This is a genomic window from Terriglobus roseus (assembly GCF_900105625.1).
In the GTDB taxonomy this organism is placed as follows: domain Bacteria; phylum Acidobacteriota; class Terriglobia; order Terriglobales; family Acidobacteriaceae; genus Terriglobus; species Terriglobus roseus_B.
Window position 1 is genome coordinate 2,372,559 of record NZ_FNSD01000001.1, and the last position, 24,796, is coordinate 2,397,354.

The 24,796-nt window shown below is 61.8% G+C and carries 16 protein-coding genes and 1 tRNA gene; 11 read left to right on the forward strand and 6 right to left on the reverse strand.

Annotation, left to right across the window (positions count from 1 at the left end; all coding sequences use genetic code 11):
- The first annotated feature begins 87 nt into the window (after nucleotides 1–87).
- Entirely contained in the window at nucleotides 88–3,807 is a 3,720-nt protein-coding gene (locus BLW03_RS09840; RefSeq protein WP_074653714.1) for a TonB-dependent receptor, read from the forward strand.
- Between the two features lie 67 nt (nucleotides 3,808–3,874).
- Here the strand turns inward: BLW03_RS09840 and BLW03_RS09845 are convergent, their stop codons facing one another.
- Nucleotides 3,875–5,158 carry a Gfo/Idh/MocA family protein gene (locus BLW03_RS09845; RefSeq protein WP_074653716.1) on the reverse strand — a complete coding sequence of 428 codons (1,284 nt, stop codon included), beginning with the start codon at nucleotides 5,156–5,158 and terminating at the stop codon, nucleotides 3,875–3,877.
- Between the two features lie 84 nt (nucleotides 5,159–5,242).
- On the opposite strand from BLW03_RS09845, the gene BLW03_RS09850 reads away from it, so the two are divergent.
- From BLW03_RS09850 to BLW03_RS09865, 4 genes are all read left to right on the forward strand, one after another.
- The gene (locus BLW03_RS09850) at nucleotides 5,243–6,304 is read left to right on the forward strand and encodes a ComEC/Rec2 family competence protein (RefSeq protein WP_074655912.1); all 1,062 of its coding nucleotides are present in this window, start codon (nucleotides 5,243–5,245) and stop codon (nucleotides 6,302–6,304) included.
- A gap of 38 nt (nucleotides 6,305–6,342) precedes the next feature.
- Entirely contained in the window at nucleotides 6,343–9,183 is a 2,841-nt protein-coding gene (locus BLW03_RS09855) for a ribonuclease R family protein (RefSeq protein ID WP_074653717.1), read from the forward strand.
- A gap of 411 nt (nucleotides 9,184–9,594) precedes the next feature.
- Entirely contained in the window at nucleotides 9,595–11,979 is a 2,385-nt protein-coding gene (gene hrpB, locus BLW03_RS09860) for an ATP-dependent helicase HrpB (protein WP_074653719.1), read from the forward strand.
- A 544-nt stretch (nucleotides 11,980–12,523) separates the two neighbouring features.
- The gene (locus tag BLW03_RS09865; RefSeq protein ID WP_074653720.1) at nucleotides 12,524–13,186 is read left to right on the forward strand and encodes a Bax inhibitor-1/YccA family protein; all 663 of its coding nucleotides are present in this window, start codon (nucleotides 12,524–12,526) and stop codon (nucleotides 13,184–13,186) included.
- A gap of 239 nt (nucleotides 13,187–13,425) precedes the next feature.
- On the opposite strand, the gene BLW03_RS21215 is transcribed toward BLW03_RS09865, so the two are convergent.
- The 4 genes from BLW03_RS21215 to BLW03_RS09880 all read right to left on the reverse strand — a co-directional run bounded on the left by BLW03_RS21215 (nucleotide 13,426) and on the right by BLW03_RS09880 (nucleotide 15,171).
- Nucleotides 13,426–13,689, reverse strand: a complete 264-nt coding sequence (locus tag BLW03_RS21215) for an energy transducer TonB (protein WP_348270840.1) — start codon at nucleotides 13,687–13,689, stop codon at nucleotides 13,426–13,428.
- Nucleotides 13,689–14,159, reverse strand: a complete 471-nt coding sequence (locus BLW03_RS21220; protein ID WP_348270841.1) for a hypothetical protein — start codon at nucleotides 14,157–14,159, stop codon at nucleotides 13,689–13,691. The genes BLW03_RS21215 and BLW03_RS21220 overlap by 1 nt, the downstream gene beginning before the upstream one ends.
- 189 nt (nucleotides 14,160–14,348) lie before the next feature.
- A tRNA-Cys gene (locus BLW03_RS09875) sits at nucleotides 14,349–14,424 on the reverse strand.
- A 90-nt stretch (nucleotides 14,425–14,514) separates the two neighbouring features.
- On the reverse strand, nucleotides 14,515–15,171 hold the full coding sequence (locus tag BLW03_RS09880) for a peroxiredoxin (RefSeq protein WP_074653722.1): 657 nt from the start codon (nucleotides 15,169–15,171) through the stop codon (nucleotides 14,515–14,517).
- Nucleotides 15,172–15,369: 198 nt separating this feature from the next.
- On the opposite strand from BLW03_RS09880, the gene BLW03_RS09885 reads away from it, so the two are divergent.
- Both BLW03_RS09885 and BLW03_RS09890 read left to right on the forward strand, forming a co-directional pair.
- Nucleotides 15,370–16,281, forward strand: a complete 912-nt coding sequence (locus BLW03_RS09885) for a PhzF family phenazine biosynthesis protein (RefSeq protein ID WP_074653724.1) — start codon at nucleotides 15,370–15,372, stop codon at nucleotides 16,279–16,281.
- 378 nt (nucleotides 16,282–16,659) lie between these two features.
- Nucleotides 16,660–17,106 (forward strand): response regulator transcription factor, encoded by a 447-nt coding sequence (locus tag BLW03_RS09890; RefSeq protein ID WP_074655913.1) that lies wholly within the window; start codon nucleotides 16,660–16,662, stop codon nucleotides 17,104–17,106.
- Here the strand turns inward: BLW03_RS09890 and recG are convergent.
- Nucleotides 17,103–19,433, reverse strand: a complete 2,331-nt coding sequence (gene recG, locus BLW03_RS09895) for an ATP-dependent DNA helicase RecG (protein ID WP_074653725.1) — start codon at nucleotides 19,431–19,433, stop codon at nucleotides 17,103–17,105. The two genes, BLW03_RS09890 and recG, sit on opposite strands and share 4 nt — an antisense overlap.
- A 179-nt stretch (nucleotides 19,434–19,612) precedes the next feature.
- On the opposite strand from recG, the gene BLW03_RS09900 reads away from it, so the two are divergent.
- The 4 genes from BLW03_RS09900 to BLW03_RS09915 are packed head-to-tail and all read left to right on the forward strand — an operon-like array spanning nucleotide 19,613 to nucleotide 24,660.
- Complete coding sequence (locus BLW03_RS09900; protein ID WP_074653727.1) at nucleotides 19,613–19,816, forward strand: tautomerase family protein; 204 nt, start codon at nucleotides 19,613–19,615, stop codon at nucleotides 19,814–19,816.
- A 4-nt stretch (nucleotides 19,817–19,820) separates the two neighbouring features.
- On the forward strand, nucleotides 19,821–20,744 hold the full coding sequence (locus BLW03_RS09905; RefSeq protein ID WP_074653728.1) for an ABC transporter ATP-binding protein: 924 nt from the start codon (nucleotides 19,821–19,823) through the stop codon (nucleotides 20,742–20,744).
- Nucleotides 20,737–21,972 carry an ABC transporter permease gene (locus BLW03_RS09910; RefSeq protein WP_074653730.1) on the forward strand — a complete coding sequence of 412 codons (1,236 nt, stop codon included), beginning with the start codon at nucleotides 20,737–20,739 and terminating at the stop codon, nucleotides 21,970–21,972. Before BLW03_RS09905 ends, BLW03_RS09910 begins: the two co-directional genes overlap by 8 nt.
- A gap of 60 nt (nucleotides 21,973–22,032) precedes the next feature.
- Complete coding sequence (locus BLW03_RS09915) at nucleotides 22,033–24,660, forward strand: M1 family metallopeptidase (RefSeq protein ID WP_074653732.1); 2,628 nt, start codon at nucleotides 22,033–22,035, stop codon at nucleotides 24,658–24,660.
- Nucleotides 24,661–24,796: the final 136 nt, after the last annotated feature.

Genomic DNA, 24,796 nt, shown 5'->3' on the forward strand with positions numbered 1-24,796 from the left:
CCCATGTGTCGATCTCGGTCGGTCCAGGCAGGATTAGCAGCTCGTAGCGCAGATATCCAGGTTTTGCGCATTTTCAGGAGGCAGTAGATGAAAAAGTTCTTGCTAGCCGCACCGCTGGCGATCGTCAGCGTGTCGGCCTACGGACAGGCCGTGTCCGTAAACGGTGGAGCGATCCAGGGCACCATTACCGATCCGTCCGGCGCCGCAGTTCCCAACGCGACCATCAACATCGTGAGCGCGGACCAGGGATCTACCAAGACCATCACCACCGACAAGAGTGGCTTCTACTCTGTCGGTCCCCTCAACCCCGGCACCTACACTATCAAGATCAGCGCCGCAGGCTTCCAGAACACGGAGGTTAAGACCCGCATTCTCACTGGCACAGCGACGCCCGGCAGCTTCAAACTCACCGTGGGCCAGTCGTCTGAGACCATCGAGGTCACCGCCGGCGACATCCAGGTCAATACGGACCAGGCCGGTGTCAGCGACGTCATCACTCGGGAGCAGATCGCAAGCCTCCCTGTGAACGGGCGTAACTTCCTCGACCTCGCGCAGATCGAGCCGGGCGTTCAGCTCACCAACGGAAATACCTTCGATCCCACCAAGTCGGGCTATACGGGCATCTCGGTCAACGGCACCTCGGGCCGTACCACGCGCATCCTGCTTGATGGCCAGGACATCACCGACGAGTTTGTCGGGACTACCATCTTCAACGTCTCGCAAGGCGCCATCAACGAGTTCCAGCTAAGCCGCTCCACGCAGGACGCAGCCGGTGAAGTCACCTCGCAGGGTTCTGTTCAGGTCTCCACGCGTTCCGGCACCAACAGCATCCATGGCGAAGCGTTCTATATCTTCCAGGATCAGCGCGCACTGGATGCGAACCCGAACTCGACCGCTAATGCGGCCGGTGCTCACGTAGCTCCGTACTTTCAGCGGAACCAGTACGGCGGCAGCGTAGGCTTTCCAATCATCAAGGACAAGCTTTTTGCCTTCGGTAACGCCGAGCGCATCGTGCAGAACAGTGCTTCGCCTTCGAATCTGGGTACCGTTTTCAACACGGCAGGCAACAACCCGGTCGGGCAGACGCAGACTCTCGCCTCTCTTTACCCCACAGTAGGGACACCCTACAGGCAGACATACTCCACAGCGCGTCTCGACTATCAGGGACCGTTCGGTGGACATTATTTCGCTCGCGGTAACTATAACGTCGATTCCACGCTGACAGCCGGTGGCACCACCCGTTTCGCGGCCTATCCGAATCGTGACAATACCTTCGGGGGCGCATTCGGCGCAGACTTCTCAAAAGGGCGGATGACTCACTCGTTCCGCGGGTCATACGAGAAATTTCACAACCTGATCGTGGACGGCAGCGCAACGTCTGGGTACGATCCACTCGTAACAGCCAACGGCCCCGTCGCAGTCAGCTATTCGGGGCAGATCTACTTTGGACCGAACGCTAACGCACCGCAGGCGACCTACCAGTCAGATAAGCAGCTCCGCTATGACGGCGGCTATACGGTCGGTAAGCACAACATCCGCTTCGGCGGTGCACTCAACCGTATCCAGTCTGGTGCATATGCCGCGTTCTATGGCATTGGTCCTCGTCTGAATCCGACTGCAAGTAACCTGCTTGCCGGCACTGTAACCGCAACCAATCCACTTGGCCTTGGTTGCAGTGGCGTCCCCGGTGCAGCAGCCTGCCCGGGCGACCCCATTAATGGCTACAACACCAGCTCTGCAACAATCGGCAATGGTCAGGGATACAGCAACAGTTCTCCCGCATTCGGACTTCCTGGTGGCGGCGTCGGCTCTTGGCGCTTCTCGTTTTATGCCGCTGATGCATGGAAGGTCACGCCCAGCCTGACGCTTACAGCGGGTCTGCGCTACAGTGCGGATACAAATCGCCAGAACAACTCCGTCAAGCTGCCTACCTGTGCTGACCTGAGCAGCACGGTCAGCTATGTTTGCGGAAGCGCATCCGGTTCCACGAATGCATTCAGCCTATTTAATTCTGCCTATACCGGTAGCTATGTAAATCAGCCATACGGGAACCTCGGACCGCAGGCCGGCATCGTTTATGCCCCTGGCAACCATAAAACAGTACTGCGAGCTGGTTTCGGTCTCTTCTACGAGAGCGTTGTATTCAACAACTCCTCCAATGCTGAGGGCGCGCTCCTGAAGGTTTCCCCGTCTTACTACTCCCGGAACCCCTGCACGTCGCTCACCGGCATCAACTTTCCGGATGGTAGCGTCGTCTCCACAACCCCTGACGGCACTTCCTTCACCACAAACTGCCTTGGCAGAACAATCGCACAGTCCGCGCCGCAGTTTGCCGCGCTCGAGAAGTCTCTGCAGGCAAATGCGCGGGCGAACTCGGCCACGGTCAACGGCAGTTACTTCGGCAATACTCTGAGCGCAAGCGGACTGTACGCTCCCGTCTACCGCCAGCCACTCTCCGAGCAGTGGAACTTTGGTCTGCAGCGGGAGCTGTTCAAGGGCGGAGTTCTTAGCGCCGACTACATTCACAACATGACTTGGCGAATCGGTCAGACCATCGACCTCAATCACCAAGGTGCCGCCCGCAACTTCAACGCCGCATATGCACTCGCAGCGATTAACCGCTTGTCAGCGACAGATGGCTGCGGAACAGCAACAACTGCTACGTCACAGGCCGTCGTCCAGTGCGAAATCGGAAAGGGCCGCTCGATCGCGAGTTTCGCGAGCGTAGGACTGGACTCGTCTTCGGTATACGACGCCAACAACAACTGGAAGTACGCCAAAGGTGACCCGGCAGCCGCGACCGCGACGGCCGCGGCAAAAGCAAATACTCCGGCCGCGTTTCCTGGCAGCAACCCCGACTTGGGCAGCGGTTCCTTCATTCGCCCCACTGGGCGGTCTGGCTATGACGCTCTGCAGGTTGTCTATCGCCAGTCCACTTCGCATCCCGTTCCGGGAATCGAGCACGGCAACTTCCAGATCTCTTACAACCTATCCCGCATCGTCTCCAACCTGACGTCATCGGACCAATTCTTCACCTCCGGTGCCTATGACGCCGATAATCCGAACCAGTACATCGGGCGCAACGGCCTCGACCGGAAGCACCAGCTTTCTTTCGGCGGCTCCATCAATCCGAAGTATGGTCCAGAAATCGGCGTCATCGGCCACTTCTTCTCCGCACTTCCGTCGACGCTGTACCTTGACTCGAATCTGGCATCCGGCAATATCTTCACGACTGATATCACCGGCGACGGAACCACGGGCGATGTCGCTCCCGGTACGCTGCCGGGTGATTACATGCACCGGATCAAGTCAGACACCCTTGGTCAGTACATCACTACCTTCAACGGCAGCTACGCCGGCAAGCCGACACCCGCAGGACAGGCTGTCATCAACTCTAATCTCATGAGCCTCTCGCAGCTCACGGCGCTGAAAGGCGTTATTCAGCCGGTCGCTCAGTTACCCACGACCCGCGCTGTAAACAACCCAATGTTCCGTTCTCTCGACGTGAACTTCTCGTACCCGATCCGCTTCAACAAGGTCCACGAGGGGTTCAGCCTTACGCCGAAGATTGCGTTCTACAACGTGGCGAACTTCAGCAATTTCGCCAGCACCGTCACGAATCCGGGTACCCTGCAGAACACCACCACCGCAGGCGGTGCGTTCAACAGCGGAACGGGTGGAGCTGGATTTATAACCGGCCCCAACAATTTCGCAACTTACTCAGCAAGCCGGACCTACCGCGGCGTCGGCACCTTCTCGCAGGGTGCGCCCCGCCAGACGGAATTCCAGCTGACGGCCACCTTCTAACTATCACTGCAACCAACATCGAAAAGGGACCGCCTCGGCGGTCCCTTTCGCTTTGTTATGGATCCGGCTAACTCTCCATGGCGGGCAGGCCTGGACCACGCGTTGGCCCGGTTGGTGGCGTAACCTTCACACTCCGTGCGGTCGCTGCCGACTTATAGATCGCTTCCACCAGACGCATATCCTGCAGACCTTCCTCGCCGCCCGTATGTGGTTGCTGGTTGTTCGTCACGCAGGATGCCATGTGATCCATCTCGAGCGCGAACTGGTCTTTGTCCTCGATCGACGGCGTCATCTCCGTGTCCTTGCCGTCCATCAGTTTCACGAACCGCAACTTCGATCCGTGATAACCGAAGGCGGGATCCATCTCGGCAAAACCGTCGCTGCCTTCAAGCCGCAGGAAGGCTGAGCGATGAGTGTCATAGGCCGTCGTGAACGTCGCCGTTACGCCGTTGGGAAAGCGGGCAATGACCTCACACCGGGCTTCCACCTCGCGAAAGCGCGGGTCATCCTTCGGCTGCACGACCGTCGCGAAGACTTCCTCCGGCTCGATCCCCGTGAGGAAGCGTGCAGCGTTCAGGCAGTAGATCCCCACATCCGGCATCGCTCCACCACCCGCCAGCTTCTTATTGAGACGCCACTGCGTCGGATCGCCCTGGTCCTGAGAGTTCGATGCCACAATGGAACGTAACGTCCCGATCCTCCCATCGCGAACGGCCTTTTCAAGCGTGCGATTCATCGGCTCATACTGCTGCCGATACGCGATCATCAGCTTCACATTCGCAGCCTTGCAGGCGGCGATCATCTCCTCGCACTCGGCGGCGCTGTTCGCCATGGGCTTCTCGCACAGGATGTGTTTGCCCATCTTTGCGGCGCGCATGACGAACTCGCGGTGCATGCCATTTGGCAGAACGATGTAGATCACATCGACGCCGGGCATCTCCTTCAGCTTCTCGAAGCCGGCGTAGTCGGTGATGCTCGTCTCTGCAATGCCATACTGCGCGGCAATCTTCAGCGCTTTCCCGCGGTCGCCGCTGACCAGTGCCACGGGCTTGCACGAGTCGCTCTTCGCGAAGGCCGGCAGAATTTGGTTCAGCGACAGCCGGCCCAGGCCAACGATGGCGAAACCAACGCGCCGGTTCGTTGGGAGAAATGGTCCGGGCGCTTTCTCCGCTGCTTCCGTGCTGGCGTGGATCTGCGATAGCTGCACTTCGTTTCCCGCGTTCGGTTTCTGCTGCGCTGCGGCAGCTCCCAAGGCAGTCACAGCGGCCACGGCGCCGCCAGCGGTCCTCAGGAAGCTACGTCGCGATGTGCCGGTCGTTTCGTTCGCTGCGATGTTTACGATCTCACTCATGCAACGTGGGATGCGGCGCCTCCCAGACACGAAAACCGCACTCCCATGCCAGAGCGTGCCAGTGCGCGGTATGCTTTGTGGGCCATGAAACTCAGCCGCATCGCGTTCACTCTATCGACTGCAATCCTCGCCACCGCCACCGCGCTCGCGCAGGGAAAAGGCTCTCTGCGTATTGCAGCCATCGACGTGGAGGGTGGGCAGGCAACACTGTTCGTCGCGCCCGGTGGTCAGTCACTGCTGGTAGACACCGGCTGGCCCGCTCACGATGGTCGCGACGCCGACCGCATCGTTGCTGCAGCCAAACAGATGGGGCTAAGCCGCATCGACACCGTGCTCCTGACGCACTACCACTCCGACCACGCAGGCGGCGTCCCGCAACTGGTTGCACGAATCCCCGTCGTCACCTTCCTGGACCACGGCGAACGCTTCAGACCCGACCCCAACTCACCTGTGGATTATGACGAATACCTCAAAATCATCGCCACCGGGAAGTACAAACGAGTCATCGTCAAGGCGGGTGATAGGCTGCCCATCCTAGGCTTCGACGCCATCGCTCTCAGCGCCGCGGGCAAGGTGATGAACACCTCCCTGCCCGGCGCGGGCAAGCCCAATGCCCTCTGCGCCAAGGCGCCCACACCCACTGAGGACATGCAGGAGAATGGCCAGTCCCTCGGCATCCTTCTCCGCTTCGCCGGTCTGAAGATCGTGGATGCGGGTGACCTCACCTCCGACCGCGAGCGCCTGCTCGTCTGCCCCGCGAACAAGATCGGCCGCGTGGACCTGATGATCGTCTCGCACCACGGCTCGGACTGGAGCAGCAGCAAGGTTTTCGTGCATTCGCTGCAGCCGCGCTTGGCCGTGATGGACAACGGCGACCACAAGGGCGGCAGCACCTCCGTCATCGACACCCTCAAGTCTTCGCCCGGCCTGGAGGCGCTCTACCAGCTGCACCTCGCACCGCCCGCAGGCACGAAGAACCCGGGAGGCACGCCGCAGGAAGGCCCTGAGCACAACGCTTCCGACGAGTTCCTCGCCAACACAGCAGGCACCGACGGCAAGCGCATTGATGTCACGGTCAACGTCGATGGTTCCACGGACATCCGCAATGAACGCACCGGTGCCACGAAGCATTTCGCGAAGCGCTAAGGACCGGCGCGGACGCGTCGGCGTATCCTCAAGGCAGCATGCCGGGCCACCCTTATCCCCACACTGATCGCGAACTCCTGCGCCGCGTCGAACGCGCGGGCGGTCGCGCCGGCTACAAACAACTTGTCCGCGAGCTGGGCATGGGCGGCGGCCGCGAACGCCGCATGCTCCTCGAGCAGCTTGCGAAGATGACGGCGCGAGGCGCCCTCGTCAAGATCGACGCCGAGCAATGGGCGCTGCCGCAGGTTCACACCGAGCGCGTCAAGAACGACACCGGCCGCCGCGCCGTCGCACAGGACCGCCAGCGTCTCGTAAAAGATCGCACCGCAACCCGCAGCGACCTCATCGCAGGCAAGCTGCAACTGCATCGCGACGGCTTCGGCTTTGTGCGCCCCACGGACGCCACCACGCAGAGCGATGGCGACTACTTCATCCCGCCCCACGACCTGAACGGCGCCATGCAGGGCGACGTTGTCCTCGTGCTGCCGGCGCCGCCCTCGCGCGATGGCCGCAAGTCGGGCCGCATCGTTCGCGTGATGACGCGCCGCAACGCAACCGTCGTCGGCATCTTCCACGCGGCCGGCGCACGTGGTCGCAGCGTCGATCCACGCAGCGAGGACATGCGCCTGCGCGGCAGCTACGTCGTGCCGCTCGATGAGCGCATGACACAGCCCGTCCTCATCGAAGACGACACGGATCTTCCCTCGGCCGCCATCACGCCGCACCGCACCCTTGGCGCGGAATCCGCAGCGCTCGAACACCGCTGGGACGGCACGCTGGAAGACCTCAACGGCCTCGCCGTCGACGTCGAAATCACGCACTACCCCACGGAACACTCGCCCGCGCGCGGACGCATCCTCGAAGTCCTCGGCGACCCCGATGCCTTCGGCGTCGACGTCGAGATCATCATCCGCAAGCACCATCTGCCGCACGTCTTCCCCGCAGGCGTCCTCGCCGAAGCGGAAGACGCCGCCGAGCGCAACGTCGCAGCGCTGCTCGAAGAAGAACTCAACCTGCGCCGTGACTTCCGCGACGAGCCGATCGTCACCATCGACGGCGAAACCGCGAAGGACTTCGACGACGCCGTCCTCGTCCGCAAGCACGCGGACAACACCTGGGAGCTGCAGGTCCACATCGCCGACGTTGCCGAATACGTCCGCGACAACAGCGACCTCGACCTGGAAGCGCGACTGCGCGGCAACAGCGTCTACTTCCCCGACCGCGCCATCCCCATGCTGCCGCAGGAACTCTCCAACGGCGAATGTTCGCTGCGCCCCGACGAAGACCGCATGGTCCTCTCCTGCATCGCGCGCATCGACGACGAGGGCAACGTCCTCGGCTACGAGATCTGCGAAGGCCTCATCCGTTCCGCACGTCGCATGACCTACACCAACGTGCAGAAGATTCTCGACGGCGACGAAGAAGTCCGCAAGCTCTACGAACCCTTCCTGCCACAGTTCGAACGCATGTTCGAGCTCGCGCAGATCCTTAACGGCAAGCGCGTTCGTCGCGGGTCCATCGACTTCGACCTCCCCGAACCCGTCATCGACTTCGACGACCTGGGCGCCATGAAGGGCGTCCGCAAGGCCGAGCGCGCATGGGCCAACCGCATCATTGAAGAGTTCATGCTCTGCGCCAACGAGTGCGTCGCACGCTGGATCGAAGCCAGCGGCGTTCCCGGCATGTACCGCATTCACGAGATGCCCGACCCCAAGCGCATCATCGACTTCGAAGATGCCGCCGCAGCCTTCGGTATCACGCTCGGCGTGGGCGCTCTCCCGGTCAAGTCCATGACCATGAAGGCCGAACGCCGCGATCAGCAACGGCGCGGCCAGCAGGGTCGCGTGGCACACCGCGCACGCGAGCACGAAGTCTCCACCTCGTCGTCCATCGAAGTCACGCCGCACATGTACCAGCGCCTCGCCGCCAAGATTCACGGCCGGCCGGAAGAGCGCATCCTCAGCTACCTGATGCTGCGTTCGCTCAAGCAGGCGAAGTACTCCGCGAACAACGAAGGCCACTTCGCCCTCGCCGCACCTGCCTACACACACTTCACCTCACCCATCCGCCGCTATCCCGACCTCGTCGTCCATCGCATCCTGAAGACGCTCCTCGCCGACGGCGCCGACCCCTTCGGTGACGCAGAAGAGATCGCCGCGCCACAGGGTTACCTCGGCATCGACGAAGCACCGAAGCGCGACATGCACCACACGGAGCAGCAGTTCGAAGACGTCTATCCCAAGGACGAGCTCATCGCCATCGCGCAGGAGTGCAGCGAGACCGAGCGCCGCGCCGCCGACGCCGAACGCGAGCTGATCGAGTGGAAGAAGATCAAGTTCATGACGGACCGTGTCGGCGAAGACTTCGACGCCATGATCCTCTCCGTCACCAAGTACGGCATGTTCGTTGAACTCGCGGACATGTTCGTCGAAGGTCTCGTCCCCATCTTCACGCTGACCGACGACCACTACACCTATCGCGAAACCACCCGCGAAATCCGCGGCGGCAAGAGCAACAAGACCTATCGCCCCGGCATGAAGGTGCGCGTGCTGCTCGACCGCATCGACCGCGGCAATCGCCGCCTGCAGTTCGCCATCATCCCCGACCACGCCGCAGGCGAAACCGCACTGCCCGAGGGCACACGCCCCTTCCCGAAGCGCGCCGGCAGAAGCACCGAACGCCGCGAAAAGACCGTCGCCGAATTGCCCACAAGAACCCGCAAGCCAAGCCCCCGCTCCGCCAAGCGCAGCAAGGCAAAGGCAGCTCCGCTAAGCTCGTCTTCACCGTTCGCAAAATTCGGCGCAGACGGCTCCTCGGTCCGTAAGAAGAAGAACAAGGACCGCATCGCCGCCAGCAAGAAGAAGGGTAAGAAGCGGTAGCCTTGTCTGCGTTGAACGAACAGCTTGGCTCACACAAGGCCGGGTGCCCCATGTCTCGCCTTTGAGACATGGGAGCGATGCTGGCTCACCTCCCTCGCCATCCCCTCCCGGAAAGCTGTCATCCCGCAGCGCAGCAGAGGGATCTGCATGTGTGCCCGCCCAACGAAGCGATACCAGCGGTCACAACCGAGTGCATGTTCGCGCCATGCGCGAACGGACAAACATCCGGGGCCGCTGCAATGGCATGGGCGCGTCGGTTGAAATGCAGATCCCTCCGCTGCGCTGCGGGATGACAAACGTTGTGGGACAGGGGATGACGCCCGCAAATCACGCTGCGGGATGGCAACGCTGAACGGGGAGGATCAGCGTCCCTCCCAACGCTCCGGCACCAACTCATAGAAGATAGAACCGATGGCCGCCACCCCCCGCAAACCCGCACTCCCCATCGACGACCTCCTCCCCGAGATCACGGCAGCCCTACGCGCCGGCAACAACCTCGTCCTGCAGGCAGAACCCGGCGCCGGCAAGACCACCCGCGTCCCACCCGCACTCCTCGAGGTCGTTCCCGGCGAAGTCATCGTCCTTGAACCGCGTCGACTCCCCGCACGCATGGCCGCACGCCGCGTCGCATGGGAGAGGAACGAGCAGGCCGGCGAAACCGTCGGCTTCCAGGTGCGCTTCGAAGAAGCCATCGGCCCGAAGACGCGCCTTCGCTTCGTCACCGAAGGCATCCTTGTACGCCGCCTCATCAGCGACCCGCTCCTCCCCGGCGTCGACGCCGTCGTACTCGATGAGTTCCACGAGCGCCACATCGACAGCGACCTCGCGCTCGCACTCCTCCGTCGCCTGCAGCAGACCACGCGCCCCGACCTCAAGATCATCGTCATGTCCGCCACACTCGACGCGGCCCCCGTCGCAGCCTTCCTCGGCAACTGCGAGATGCTCTACGCCGCCGGCCGAGTCTTCCCGCTCACCGTCGAATACACGCCCTACTCCGTCGAGCCACTGCACGTGCAGGTACGACAGGCCGTCGAACGCCTGCATCGCGAAAGGCACGCGGGCCACACCCTCGTATTCCTGCCCGGCGCCGCCGAGATCCGCCGCACCATGCGCGAGTGCGACGGCATCGCCCGCTCCGCCGGCCTGCTCATGCTGCCGCTCTACGGCGACCTCTCACCCGCCGAGCAGGACCGCGCCGTCGGCCCCAGCACACAGCCCAAGCTCATCCTCTCCACCAACGTCGCCGAGAGCTCCGTCACCGTCGAAGGCGTCACCGCCGTCATCGATAGCGGCCTCGCACGCGTCGCCGCACACTCACCGTGGACCGGCCTTCCGACACTCGAGATCCGTCGCATCAGCAAGGCTTCCGCCACTCAGCGTGGAGGCCGCGCAGGCCGCACCGCACCGGGTCGTGTGCTGCGCCTGTACGCAGAAGCCGACTTCGCACAACGCGCCGAGCACGACCGCCCGGAGATCCTCCGCACCGACCTCTCGCAACTCGCGCTCACCCTGCGCGCACTCGATCTCCGCATGGGCGATGTCGCATGGCTTGACGCACCCGAAGCCATCGCGGTCGATCATGCGGAGGCGCTCCTCGACCGACTCGGCGCAGTCGGCGCCATGGCTCGCCGACTCGCACGCTTTCCGCTGCCGCCACGCCTCGCACGCATGCTCGTCGCGGCAGAGGACTCGGGCGTTGGGCAGGAAGGTGCCACCGCCGCAGCGTTGCTCTCCGTAGGCGCATCCGTGGAGCGCAACGATCTGCTGGAAGCCATGGACGCACAGTTCGCCGTGCCTGATCACCGCGTACGACAGACCGAATCGCAGTTGCGCAGGCTCGTCGGCAAGGCTCAGCCAAGGCACACCGGCGACAGCGACGAACCACTCCTCCGGGCCATGCTGCAGGGCTTCCCCGACCGCGTCGCCCGCCGCCGCACCGGCAAGGAAATCCTGCTGGGCACCGGCATCACGGCAGAGATGACCGGCGCCGCGCCCCAGTATGAATTCATGGTCGTGCTCGACGCCGAAGACCGCAGCGACAAGCCGCTGCCGCTCGTCCGCATGGCCGCACGCTTCGAGCCGGACTGGCTTATCGACCTCTTCCCCGACCGCGTGCGCGAAGAGTCCACGCTCGTCTGGAACCGCTCCGCACAACGCGTCGAAGCTACCACCTCCCTGCGCTATGAGGGCCTGCTGCTGCAGGAGTGGCGCGATGCCAAACCCGACGCGGAAGCCGCCGCTGCCATGCTGGCGCACGAAGCCGTCGTTGCCGGCATCGCTCGCTTCGTCGATGAAGCGGCGATGGAGAACCTGCAGGCACGTGCCGCCTTCGCCGGCCTCGACGCGCCGGACGTTGAAGCCGAACTTCGCCAGCTATGCCTCGGACTCACACGCTTCTCCATGGACGAATTGCGCAAAGCCGCTGTCGGCCTGCTGCCCTCCATGGAAGCGCGGCTCGATGCACATCGCCTGCGCGACCTCGCACCCGGCACACTCAAGCTCAAGGCGGGCCGCGCCCTCAAAGTCCACTACGAGACCGGCAAACCGCCATGGATCGAATCGCGCATGCAGGACTTCTTCGGCATGACCGACGGTCCCCGCATCGGCCCCGAACAGACGCCGGTCGTCATGCACCTGCTCGGCCCCAACAACCGCGCCGTACAGACGACCGCCGACCTCGCAGGCTTCTGGCAACGCCTCTATCCCGAAGTCCGCCGAGGCCTCATGCGCCGCTACCCAAAACAAAAATGGCCCGAAAATCCACTGCGCCCCAACGCCCAACCCAAGCTCGCGTAACCCTGTCTCCGCTTCGCCTCGCGTAGCTCTTTCGCCTCCTCGCTGCAGCTCTCTTCGCCTCCCTCAAAGAGTTGTCATCCTGAGCGGAGCGAAGTGTAGTCGAAGGACCTGCATTCCGCTCGCAGCAGTACAAATGTGGATGGATCAGAAGGGCGCTGTGCCGAAGGCTTTCTCGACACGACAACGGGGTCAGCCTTCGCGCATGCAACGAAGAAAGCTCAACCTCTGCGGTTTAAGCCCGTTCGCCTCGGTTGGATTGTTGGCAGAGCTGAAGCTGTGCCCTTCCGATCCATCCACATTTGCGGTGGCATCAAGAGAATGCAGGTCCTTCGACTCCGCTGCGCTCCGCTCAGGATGACAAACCTTTGGGGAAGCGGAAACAGGCTCGCTCAGGATGACAGCTCTCTGGGAAGGCAGAAAACAGCTTCCACCCCGCTCAGGATGACAACTCCGTGTGGGCAAGGCCCACGCATCGACCCGCCGCCCACTGCGTCTAATCTTGTAAGAGGAGCGGCGAGGATCTGCCGCCGCTGTTTGGAGACCCATGTACGTCAATCGCACCAACGGATTCCCAACTGTCATCGACGTGCCCCGCGAAGGCACCGCGCCCCTGCTGGCCAAGGTGCTGGGCATTACCGCGCTCGGCTTCTTCGTTACCGCCATCGGCGTCGCCACCGCGCCCCCGTGGAGCATGCTGCCCGGCTTCATCGCCGTCCTGGCGCTGGTCTTCGGCATCAACGCCGTGCGCCGCACCAACGCCGGCCTGGCCATGGGCCTGTTTATGGCGCTCGCCTTCTTCATGGGCTGGGAGATCTCGCCGATCATCCACATGTACGTGCGCATGATCGGCCCCGGCATCGTCTTCCAGGCGGCGGTCACCACCGCGCTCGGCATGACGGCCATGGGCTGCGTCGCCTACCTGTTCAGCATCGACTACCGCAAGCTGTCGGGCATCGCCCTCGCCGGCCTGCTGCTGCTGATCCTGGCCAGCGTGATCAGCATCTTCTTCCACTTCCTGTCGCCCAACACCTACTCGTGGATCGCCCTCGCCATCTTCACCGCGCTCACCGTGGCAGACTTCGCCCGCATCCGCGCAGGCGGCGACGGCATGGGTGCAGTCTCGCTAGCACTCGGCATCTATCTGGACGCAATCAACATCTTCATGATCCTCCTCCAACTCTTCAGCGGCCGCAGCCGCCGCGACTAATGCTCCGTCGAGAAGATGCAACGGCCCGGCTCATCGAGTCGGGCCGTTTCGCGTGGGGCGAAAGTATCGGCCTTCGGGAACGCAGATCCCCCTTTCGAATCTGTCATCCCGCAGCGCAGCGAAGGGATCTGCATGTGAACCTACGCGCCCACCCCATCCCAGAGGTCACAGATCCCAGCCCGTTCGCGCATCGCGCGAACAAGTACCCTCCAATGCCCCAGGTGTAAGACACCCGACACCTACCCGCCGAACGAGAAGTTCACCGTAATGGTCGTCTCCACCTCCGTCGGTTCCCCGTTCAACAGGTACGGCCGGTACCTCCACGCCCGCACCGCTGCAACGGCACTGGCGCGCAACATCTCCAGCCCGGACACCACCGACAGGCTCTCAATCGCGCCCGTCTTCGAGATGACGGCGTGCAGCACCACCGCCCCGGAAACATGCGCCGCCTTCGCAATGGGCGGATAGACCGGCGTCGTCTTCGTGACAATCTGCCCAGCCATCACACGCTCGAAACCCGCGCCGGGCCGACCGGCCTCGACGGCGCAACCGTAACCACCGGAGGCGCTGGCCCCAGCCCAAGCGCACTGATCACGCCGGGACCACTGGCCGAACTTCCACCCGTCATCCCCACAACGCCAGGAACCGAAGGCGGCGGATCGTCGTGCGTCATGTCGATGTGCCGAGGAATCCGCGTGGGAGCCAGAAACGGGTCCACACCGGCGGTAACGCGAGCGACCCGCGCCGGCACGACCGGCGGCGGCGCAGGGGCAGCCGGTGGTGGAGGCGGAGCCGACAGCATGGCCAGCATGGCCGTCCTCGGCAAGGCATCGGGGTAGAGCAGCGGCAGAAGAACGGCAACGCCGACCACCGCGGCGTTGAACGTTGCAGTCACCCAGACATAGCTGCTGGACCTCGACTTCAGCCGCCCGGACGATTCGACCAACGAGTCCTGAAACATAAGCAATCCCATCTGCGAGAGGAAAAGCTGGGACTGTAGACACCGCCGGACGGCCGTTTGTTACAGGAACATCGCGAAAGTTGACTGAGACGTCTCAACACACACCGTCCTTTGCCTTTTGGGCACCATCTTTCGCAAGTTTTTCGGGCAAGACAAAAGGCCCACCAATGTCGGCGGACCTTCTGAACTACATCGAATTGTTGGAGCACCGGGTGGGGATCGAACCCACGAATACTGGTTTTGCAGACCAGCGCGTTAGCCACTTCGCCACCGGTGCCCACTTACTCTGCACTGAGGTTCTGCAGAGGAGCTTACTGGCTTCACTTACTCCGATGCGATCTCGGAGTAAGTGAAGCCTGAAGAAAACTTACTTCGGTTGTGCCGTCGTGCGAAGGTAAGGCTTAACCGTCTTGTACCCCGGGAACTTCACGGCCGCGTCGTCGTTCGAAACTGCGCCGGTGATAATGACATCTTCGCCGACCTTCCAGTTCGCAGGTGTTGCAACAGGGAACTTCGAGGTGAGCAGCATGCTGTCCAGTACGCGGATGATCTCGTCGAAGTTACGGCCGGTCGTCATCGGGTAAGCCAGTGTCAACTTGATCTTCTTATCCGGTCCAATGATGAATACGGTGCGCACGGGCGCGTTGTTGGCAGGTGTGCGGCCTTCGCAGCTGTCGCCCTCGTCGCCGGGCAGCATGTCATACAGCTTTGCAACCTTCAGGTCGAAGTCCCCAATGATGGGAAAGGTAACATCGGCGCCGCTGACATCCTTGATGTCTTCAGCCCACTTGCTGTGGTCGCTGACCTTGTCGACGCTGAGGCCGATGACCTTCACACCGCGGTTGGCAAACTGCTGTTCGAGCGTTGCGACTGCACCCAGCTCGGTGGTGCAGACAGGCGTGAAGTCCTTCGGGTGCGAGAACAACACAACCCAATTATCGCCAATAAATTCGTGAAAGCGAATCGGACCCTGCGTTGTTTCAGCGGTGAAGTCCGGAGCTACATCGTTGATGCGGAGTGACATCGGAATCCTCTGTGCAGATGGTATGAAGTCAAACAACAAACCCACCAGGCTTGGCCGGTGGGCGGGGTTCGTGCAATTCGCTGCGGTGTTTGCGGCGCGCTACGACCCTGCCTGGACGCAAGGACAGCAGCGGCAGGTCAGAAGAGTCGAATTCGAACGCGTCGTCATCACCTGCAACAATATGCCGGAGGTGATGGGATGTCAACGTGGTTCGCAGCAGGTCGCACATTGGATTGGGCTCAGGTCGATGTCTTTGCCGAGCGCGCGTATGAGGGCAACATGCTCGCCATCTTCCCCGATGGCCGTGGCCTCACAGACGAACAGATGCAGTCGCTGGCGCGCGAGACCAACCTCTCCGAAACCACCTTCATTCTGCCCACAACACCCGAGGAAGAGCGCGCACACGGCGTCCGTGTGCGCATCTTCACCGTGGAAGAGGAACTGCCGTTCGCAGGTCACCCAACCCTTGGGACCGCAAGCTGGCTGTGGGCGAACCATGCCCTGTTAGGTGGCCAGGGCGAGGTGAAGCTGAAGCTGAATGTCGGTACGATCTCCGTCCGTTTCCGTAAGCAGGCCGAGGGCGAAGCAGGTGTCTACGCCGAGATGCGACAGCGCGATCCCGAGTTTGGCGCGAGCCCTGGTCAGGATGCCATCGCAGCGGCTTGTGGCCTTGCGCCCGGCGATCTCCATCGCGAGCTGCCTCCCCAGGTCGTCAGCACGGGTCTTCCCTTCTGCATTGTGCCGCTGGCATCACTCGATGCGCTGCAGCGCTTGCGCATTGACACGGCACGCATGGCCGAAGCTCTTGCGGGGACTGCAGCGAAGTTCGTCTATGCCATCACGCCCCAAGGCAAGGCGTGGCGCGCACGCATGCCGTTCCACGGCGCGGACGATCCAGCGACTGGCTCCGCTGCGGGATGCGCGATCAGCTACCTGGTGAAGCACGGCGCCGTGCCGTCGGAAGCAGCAACCACCATTCATCAGGGCATCGAGGTTCATCGTCCCTCGCACATCGACGTGCGTGCATCGCTTCGTGACCATGCGGTGACAGACGTGTTCGTGGGAGGGCGCACCATTCCTGTTGCATCGGGGAGATTTACGCACCCGTAATACAACGGCTTTCCACGAGCGTTGCACAGGCCAAGTGACACACTCTGTGCGAGTTGATAGCGACGGTGGAAACGCAAGCAAAATGTTCGCACAGCTTTCGCCTGGTCTTCGCTGTTGCACAGGTCCTCTGCGCTCCGTACTGTTGGGAAGCGTTGGACAACGGATCCCTGAACGACCGTTGAATCCACGCAGTCGCCGCGCGGCTTTTCGCGGGCCTTACAAGACATTCAGCACCACCGCCACGCATGCATAACCTACATGCGCACCATCCCGGCTGCGCGCATTTTTCATGCATGCGAGCCGAAAGAATTCCTGCGCCCAAAACGCGCAAAGCACGCCACTCCGCTAACCCGCGGAGCCCGAGGAGAACGACCGAACATGCGCCCCAAGAAGATCATCCTGTGTGTCGACGACAACGAGCAGACCCTCTCCGTTCGCAAGTTCCTTCTGGAGACTCGCGGCTATCGCGTGCTGAGCACCACCAGCGCACACGAAGCGCTGGAGATCATTGCCAGCTATGCGCCTGGTGAACTGTCGCTGCTGCTGACCGACCTGATCATGCCGCAGATGGATGGTGTGGAGTTGATCAAGCGCGTTCGCGAGATGGGGATCGGTCTGCCTACACTGATGGTTTCCGGAACGGTTACGGCCTTCGAACGTGGCAACGGCGCAGATGTCTTCCTGCCCAAGGGCGCATGCTCGCCAGTGGAACTGCTGGAGCGCGTACGAGTCCTGGTGGCCCGCAAGCGCGGACCTAAGAAGCAGGTGCAGTCTGTGCCAGCAGTCGCGGCATCCGCTCCACTGCATGCGCTGGTTGCTGCCTAGGCCTCTACCAGGCCGTAACGCCGTTGCCAGTGCAGCTTCAACTGTGATCGAACGATGCCCCGCTCCTCATCCGTAACGTTCTTCGTACGCAGGTTTGCGAAGTCAGAAGCTTCACTCTTCGCCAGCTCCAGCAGCCGTCGATCGCGTACAAGATTCGCAACACGGAAGTCCGGCAGTCCTGCCTGGCGCGTGCCGAAGAACTCGCCGGGACCACGCTGCTGTAGATCCAGCTCGGCAAGCTCAAAGCCATCCTGCGTGCGGACCATGGCATCCAGCCGCTGCTCGGCCTCCGGTGACACACGGCCACCCGTCATCAGGATGCAGTAGCTCTTCGCCGAGCCGCGGCCCACACGTCCTCGCAACTGGTGCATCTGCGCCAGACCGAAACGCTCCGCATGTTCAATCACCATGAGCGAAGCATTCGGTACGTCCACACCGACTTCAATGACCGTCGTCGAGATCAACACATCAATGTCACCACGCTTGAACTGTTGCATGATGATCTCTTTTTCATCAGACGGCATACGGCCATGCAGCAAGCCCAACCGCAACCCGTGCAGGGCGCCGTGGCGAAGCTCCTCGTACATGTCTGTCGCGGCACGCAGCGATGGCTTCTCAAAGAGCTCATCGTCTGCCTTCTTTTTCGATGATTTCCTGGCAGTTTTTTTGGCTGCAACTTTCTTCGCTGCTTTCTTTGCAGGTGCTTTCAAGGCCGGACTTGGAGCTTTGATGTTCTGACTCGCTTCGGCTGACTCACTCGGATCCTGCGGGAAATCCAGTTCCGGCTGATCATCCTTCGTGCCTTCAATGACCGGGTAAACCACATAGGCCTGTCGACCTGTTGCCACCTGCTTCCGCACGAACTCCCACACATCGTCGGCGCGTTCTTCACTGGTGCGGCGTGTGACGATGGGCGAGCGGCCCGGCGGCAGTTCGTCGATGACGCTGACCTCGAGATCGCCATAGATGGTGAGCGCTAGCGTACGTGGGATGGGCGTTGCCGTCATGACCAGCACGTCCGGCTCGGTTGCTTCGTCCTTCTTCATCAGTGTGAAGCGCTGCCGCACGCCAAAGCGATGCTGCTCATCCACGATGACGAGCCCAAGGTTCGCGAAGTCCACCTTGGTCTGAATCAGCGCCTGCGTGCCGATGATCAGTTCCGCATCACCCGCGGCAATGCGACGCCGCGCACGCCGCTTCTCTGCCTCATCCAGCGACCCCGTCAGCAACGTCACCTTGTACTGCCGTGACGACCGCTGCAGGAGCTTGCGTGCCGAGAGGTAGTGCTGCGTCGCCAGAATCTCTGTAGGCGCCATCAGCACCGCCTGGTATCCACCTTCAATCGCCACCAGCGCGGCTTCCAGCGCGACGATAGTCTTGCCGCTGCCCACATCCCCCTGCAGCAGGCGCCGCATGGGTTGCGGCTTGCGCATGTCTTCCACAATCTCGCCAAGCACTCGCTTCTGCGCGGCAGTGGGGCGGAACGGCAGCACCTGCTTGATGGCATTGCGTACGTTGTCATCCGCGATGAAAGCAATGCCGGCGCGGTCGCGCAGTCGCATGCGCTTCAGTTCGAGCCCGAGTTCCAGATAGAACAGCTCTTCGAAGATCAGCCGCGCATGCGCGGGCGTGGTGAAGGCCTGCAGGTTCCCCATGCCGGTGCCGGCTGGCGGAAAGTGTGCCTGACGCAGAGCTTCCAACCTGCCCGGCAGGCCGAGACGTTTCCGTAACGAATACGGTACAGGGTCGATCAACTGTGGCCCGGCAGCAAGATCGTCGAGCAGGCGCCACACCACCTGCCGCATCCACCGTGAACCCAGCTTTGCGCCCCACGGCGTGGTGCCTCCAAGTGACTCATAGACCGGTACGATGCGGCCCACTTCCAACAGCACGGCCTCGTTCTCATCCTCGGGTCCGGGCAGGATTTCAAACTGCGGCTGGACCATTTTGAAGCTGCCGACGCTGGAGCGCGACGGCTCCAACTTGCCGTAGAGCGCGACCATCTGACCTGGCTTGAACTTGTCCTGCAGATAGGTGCCGCGGAACCACATCGCCTTCAGTGTGCTCAGTCCCTGACCGACGGTCATCTCGAAGATAGGCATGGACCGCGCCTTCAGCACCGCGGTCCCTCGCACCTCGCCGATGACAGACGCCATCTCGCCGGCCTTCAGCATGCTCAGCGGTTTCGGGTCCAGACGGTCTTCGTAACGGAAGGGCAGGTGATAAAGCAGGTCTTCCACGTTCTCAACGCCGCGCTTGCGCAGCGCCTCCGCGTTGCGCGGGCCCACGCCTTTGATCAACTGCACGGGCGTGGCGAGATCAAGCATCGTAAGCAGCCTAACAGTGAAAGGAAGGCGAATACCAGAGGTCCCCAACGCGCTCCTGCGGCGTTCTGCTCGATGGTCCGAGAGCCGCCCTCCACGCAGCAACCCACCCTTTGGTTTGCAAAGAATGGGACGCCCATCATGGCGAAGCTTCACTGCTATGCTCGTCTTTGAGGGATTCCATGCCGGTTATTCACGTGCAGATGCTGGGCAGCGCCACCCGCGAGCAGAAGGCGCAGATCGTTCAAGAGTTCACAGACACCATGGTCCGCGTTCTGGGCAAGAATCCGCAGATGACTCACGTCATCCTGGATGAAAAAGACCCTGAAAACTGGGGACACGCGGGCGAGCTGATCGCCGACCGACGCGCGAAGCAGCAGGCGTAGGCGCATGGCAACGGTTGTACTCGACAAGATTCGTAAAGTGTATGAGACCAAGGTCGCGGTAGAGGGCCTGTCCCTGCGCATCGAGCCGGGCACGATGTTCGGCCTGCTGGGCCCGAACGGCAGCGGTAAGACATCGTCCATCCGCATGATGATCGGCATCACCGTGCCGGACAGCGGAACGGTCACGCTCTTCGACAAGCCGTTCGAGCGGGATGCTCTGAAGCGCGTCGGCTACCTGCCGGAAGAGCGCGGCCTGTACAAGAAGATGAATGTGATGGAACAGATCACGTTCATGGGCCAGTTGCGTGGACTGTCCGCCACCGAAGCCGACAAGCGCGGCAAGCTGTGGGCAGAACGACTGCAGATCACCGAGGCTCTTCCGAAAAAGACGGAAGAACTGAGCAAGGGTATGCAGCAGAAGATCCAATTCATCACCGCGCTGATCCATGAGCCGGAGCTGATCATCATGGACGAGCCGTTCAGCGGCCTCGACCCGGTGAATGGTGCGCTCCTCCAGGACACGTTGCTCGAACTGCGCCGCGAGGGTAAGGCAATCCTCTTCTCGACACACCGCATGGACCAGGTGGAAAAGATGTGCGACTCCATCGCGCTCATCCATCGCGGCCGCATCGTGCTGGAAGGCAACATGCGCGAGATCAAGAGCCGCTATCCGAAGAATCGCGTTGACGTGACCTTCGAAGGGGACAACAGTTTCCTGCGCAACGCGGTCGTCGAAAGCGCGGAAGAGTTCGGTGGCGGCATGGCCAACATCAAGCTGCGCGGCGACGGCATCACGACGATGCCGGACGCACAGCCGCTGCTGGCCGAGGCGGTCGCACGCGGCACACGCATCTCCCGCTTTGAAGTGAAAGAACCGACGCTGGAAGAGATCTTCATCGAGCGCGTAGGAGGGAGCATCGATGCGTAATATCTTTCTGATTGCACGCCGCGAATACCTTGAGCGCGTGCGCACCAAGGGCTTCATGATCGCCACGATCCTGATCCCGTTGCTGATGGGTGGCGGCATTGCGGCGTCGATCCTCATCGCGAAGCACTCGAAGTCAAGCTCGCACATCGTCATCGTCTCGCCGGACCTGGCACTGGCGAATGATGTGCAGGACCAGCTCAATCGCGATACCGAAGGCGAGATGCTGCTGAACGTCATCGCTCCGCCCAGCGCGAACACGCTGCCCGGTCTGAAGGCGTCGTTGAAGTCGAAGGATATCGACGGTTATCTGTGGATCACACCGTCGACACATAAAGGCGCGAAACCGCTCATCGAGTATCGCCAGGGATCGTCTGCTGATCTGGCCACGCGCAACACCGTAAAAGACGCGCTGGACAAGGTGCTGACACGCGACCGCCTGGTAGCACAAGGCATGAACAAAGCTGACGTTGCGGACATGATGAGTCCCATCACCATGAACGCCACGGATGAGGAACAGGACAACACCAGCGCGAACTTCGCGGGTGCCTACGTGCTCTTCTTCCTCATGTACATGGTCATCATGCTCTATGGCATGAACGTGGCTCGATCCATCATCGAAGAGAAGACATCGCGCGTCTTTGAAGTAATGCTGGCCACGGTGAAGCCTGCCGAGATGATGGCCGGCAAGGTGATTGGTGTCGGCTCCGTGGGTTTGACACAGGTCTTTATCTGGATGGCTGCCGCCGTAGTCCTGACGGCGACGCCGCTGCTGACGCACTTTCTCGGAGGCGGCACACACATCTCGCTTTCTGCAGCGCAGGTTGGTTACTTCATCGTCTACTTCCTGCTGGGCTATCTGTTGTACTCGTCCATCGCCGCGGCACTGGGCGCCATGACCAACTCTGAGCAGGAGCTGCAGCAGCTGAATATGTTTCTGGTGATGCCGCTGGCCGCATGCATGGTTACGCTGCCGCTTGTGCTCAATTCGCCCAACAGCATCTACGCACGCATCCTGTCGCTGATCCCGTTCTGTACACCGCTGCTGATGTACATGCGCATCACTGTCTCGCCGGTTCCCTGGTATGAGGTCGCGGCTTCGATCGTGCTGATGATGATCACCATCTACATCGTGCTTTGGATCGCCAGCCGTATCTACCGAGTGGGTATTTTGATGTACGGCAAGAAGCCGAACCTGCCGGAGATCCTGCGCTGGATGAAGTACAGCTAAAACGCATTCGAAAAGTGAAGGACGAGGGCACGGAACGATCCGTGCCCTTATTCTTTTTCCATGAAGATCCGTATTCTGTGGAGCCTCGCGCTCCTATCCAGCGCCGTCACGCTCGCCAGTGCCGCACAAGCCGCCGTTACCCCGCAGCCTGATGCCGGCATTTCGCATGCGCTGGCGCAGGCGCGCGCGGCACGCGTCTCTGCGATCCGTTACGAACTGCACCTCGCTCTACGGCCGCATGCGGAGACGATGCCTGGTGAGGAGACCGTTCGCTTCACGCTGAGTGACACCGTCGCGGATCTTCCGATTGATTACCGCGAAGGCGTGCTCGCGTCAGCGCAGCTGAACGGCGAAAGCCTTGAACCGACCCTGGTGAACGGGCACCTCGTCCTTCCGGCATCACGACTACGCAAGGGCGACAACGCTCTGGTCACGACCTTCACCTCGCGTATCTCCAAGGCTGGCGCGGCGATCACGCGTTATGAGGACAAGGAAGACGGCAGTGAGTACTTCTACTCGTTGTTCGTCCCCATGGATGCAAGCATGGCGTTTCCGTGTTTCGATCAGCCGGATCTGAAAGCTCGATTCTCCCTCTTCCTGGCCACCCCCAATGACTGGACTGCCATCGCAAACACCAGTGAACAGGGCGCCAGGGGCAGCCGGGAGGTCGTGACGCGAGGCTTCGCGGAGACTCGTCCCATCTCCACCTATCTCTTCGCCTTCGCTGCGGGTCCATGGGCAAAGCTCTCCGGCAAGCCGGGGGAACCAGACCTCTACGTGCGCAAGTCTCAACTCGCACGCGCAAAGATCGAAGCACCGCATGTGCAGGAGATGACTGCGCGCGGAACAAAATGGCTCAGCGAGTACTTCCAGCAGCCGTTCCCTTTCCCAAAGTATGACCTCGTCCTGATCCCCGGCTTCCCCTTCGGTGGCATGGAGCATGCAGGCGCCACCTTCCTCAACGAAACGGGTGTCCTCTTCCGCTCGGCACCGACGGCCAACGACCTCTTCAGCCGCGACACGCTCGTCCTGCATGAGTTGACGCACCAGTGGTTCGGTGACCTGGTCACGATGCGCTGGTTTGATGACCTGTGGCTGAAGGAAGGCTTCGCGCAGTACATGGCCTACCGCGCGCTGGGCGATCTGGAACCCGCATCACTACCGTGGAAGCACATGTATGAGGAGATCAAGCCGCTCGCCTACGGCATCGACGAGACGGAAGGCACAACGCCCATCTTCCAGGACATCCCGAACCTGAAGGACGCCAAGAGCGCCTACGGCGCCATCGTCTACCAGAAAGCGCCAAGCATCCTGAAGCAGCTCGAATTCAAGCTTGGCCCGGATGCCTTCCGCGCCGGCCTGCGCGCTTATCTGAAGCAACATGCCTACGGCAACGCGCAGTGGGCTGATCTGGTCAGCGCGTTGCAAACATCCAGCGGACAGGATGTGCCGGCATGGGCGAACGCGTGGGTGCTGCAACGCGGTATGCCCGAGATCACCACGACGTGGAGCTGCGACAAGAACAACGCCCACCTGCAGCGTGTGACATTGTCCCAGACCGACGTGCTGCATGACGGCTATCGCTGGCCGATCGCGAATGAGGTGCTGCTGGCCTACCCGGATCGTGCGCCCGAGCGCGTGCGTGTGGAGTGGAAAACTGCCAGTGTGGATGTGCCCGGCGCAACCGGCAGAGCGTGTCCAAAGTATGTCTTCGCAAATGGTGGCGACCAGGCCTACGGCCGTTTTCTGCTGGATGCGAAGAGCGAAGCTGCCGCGAAGTCCACCTTGCAAAGCAGCAGGGGGATGTCTGATCCGCTCCAGCAGACGATGCTGTGGGGTGCGCTTTGGGAGAATGTCCACACGGCACGTTCTGCTCCGCGCGGCTACGTCGCGCTGGCCCTGCAGGACCTGCCGCATCAGTCCGACGAAACACTGGCGCGGTTGCAATATGCGCGCGTCAACGGTGCTCTGCAACGCTACGTGAGCGACACAACGCGCGCCCCGCTGGTTGCACAGCTTGAGTCGGTTGCGACGGACCGCATGCGGAACGCGCCTGCGCCAGGCCTGCGCATCGTCGCCTTCCGCATGCTGACAGCGGCCGCCGAAACGCCCTCCGCACGGGACACTCTGAAGTCGATGCTTGATGGCAAGACGACTATTCCCGGTGTCGATCTGCGGCCACTGGATCGCTGGAGCATGGTGGGGCGCCTCATCGCAGTGAACGACATGGAGGCATCCGCGCGCCTGGCGGCAGAGATCAAGCGCGACACCACGGACGATGGTCGCAAGTACGCCTTCGCCGTGCAGGCCGGTGTGCCGGATGCCGGGACCAAGGAGCGCTACTTCACCATGTATCAGCAACCTCCGACTGCGGCTGGAGCGCAGCAGGAGGACTGGCTCTCACAGAGCCTGGGCGCCTTCAACAATGTGCGGCAGACTTCGCTGACACTGCCCTATCTGCAACGCAGCCTGGACCAGTTGCCGGAGATCAAGCGGGATCGCAAGATCTTTTACCTGGGAGTGTGGCTTGGAGCATTTCTGGGTGGGCAGACCTCGCCGCAGGCGGAAGCGGTCGTGAAGGAGTGGCTGGCGAAGCCGGGCATCGATGCCGATCTGCGAAGGAAAGTATTGGAGAACGCTGACCCGCTGGAACGGACCGTGCGCATTCGCGCGAAGTTCCCGGACTAGTGTCGAGCTATTGGTCTCTGACGAATCGGATGGAGACTGTTTTCGGAGGGGCATGGCCTTAGCCGTTCCATTTACATCGCCCCAAAGAGCTGGGCTTTAGCCCCTGAGGAAATTCGCCTCAGCGGCTAAAGCCTTT

What these genes read in the sequence shown, in the direction of transcription:
- BLW03_RS09905 (WP_074653728.1), top strand. Translation starts at nt 19,821, where the DNA reads ATGGCAACGGTTGTACTCGACAAGATTCGTAAAGTGTATGAGACCAAG.
- BLW03_RS09880 (WP_074653722.1), bottom strand. Translation starts at nt 15,171, where the DNA reads ATGTCACTCCGCATCAACGATGTAGCTCCGGACTTCACCGCTGAAACA.
- BLW03_RS21220 (WP_348270841.1), bottom strand. Translation starts at nt 14,159, where the DNA reads ATGGGATTGCTTATGTTTCAGGACTCGTTGGTCGAATCGTCCGGGCGG.
- BLW03_RS09845 (WP_074653716.1), bottom strand. Translation starts at nt 5,158, where the DNA reads ATGAGTGAGATCGTAAACATCGCAGCGAACGAAACGACCGGCACATCG.
- BLW03_RS09910 (WP_074653730.1), top strand. Translation starts at nt 20,737, where the DNA reads ATGCGTAATATCTTTCTGATTGCACGCCGCGAATACCTTGAGCGCGTG.
- BLW03_RS09840 (WP_074653714.1), top strand. Translation starts at nt 88, where the DNA reads ATGAAAAAGTTCTTGCTAGCCGCACCGCTGGCGATCGTCAGCGTGTCG.
- BLW03_RS09890 (WP_074655913.1), top strand. Translation starts at nt 16,660, where the DNA reads ATGCGCCCCAAGAAGATCATCCTGTGTGTCGACGACAACGAGCAGACC.
- BLW03_RS09850 (WP_074655912.1), top strand. Translation starts at nt 5,243, where the DNA reads ATGAAACTCAGCCGCATCGCGTTCACTCTATCGACTGCAATCCTCGCC.
- BLW03_RS09885 (WP_074653724.1), top strand. Translation starts at nt 15,370, where the DNA reads ATGTCAACGTGGTTCGCAGCAGGTCGCACATTGGATTGGGCTCAGGTC.
- hrpB (WP_074653719.1), top strand. Translation starts at nt 9,595, where the DNA reads ATGGCCGCCACCCCCCGCAAACCCGCACTCCCCATCGACGACCTCCTC.
- recG (WP_074653725.1), bottom strand. Translation starts at nt 19,433, where the DNA reads ATGCTTGATCTCGCCACGCCCGTGCAGTTGATCAAAGGCGTGGGCCCG.
- BLW03_RS09915 (WP_074653732.1), top strand. Translation starts at nt 22,033, where the DNA reads ATGAAGATCCGTATTCTGTGGAGCCTCGCGCTCCTATCCAGCGCCGTC.
- BLW03_RS09900 (WP_074653727.1), top strand. Translation starts at nt 19,613, where the DNA reads ATGCCGGTTATTCACGTGCAGATGCTGGGCAGCGCCACCCGCGAGCAG.
- BLW03_RS09865 (WP_074653720.1), top strand. Translation starts at nt 12,524, where the DNA reads ATGTACGTCAATCGCACCAACGGATTCCCAACTGTCATCGACGTGCCC.
- BLW03_RS09855 (WP_074653717.1), top strand. Translation starts at nt 6,343, where the DNA reads ATGCCGGGCCACCCTTATCCCCACACTGATCGCGAACTCCTGCGCCGC.
- BLW03_RS21215 (WP_348270840.1), bottom strand. Translation starts at nt 13,689, where the DNA reads ATGGCTGGGCAGATTGTCACGAAGACGACGCCGGTCTATCCGCCCATT.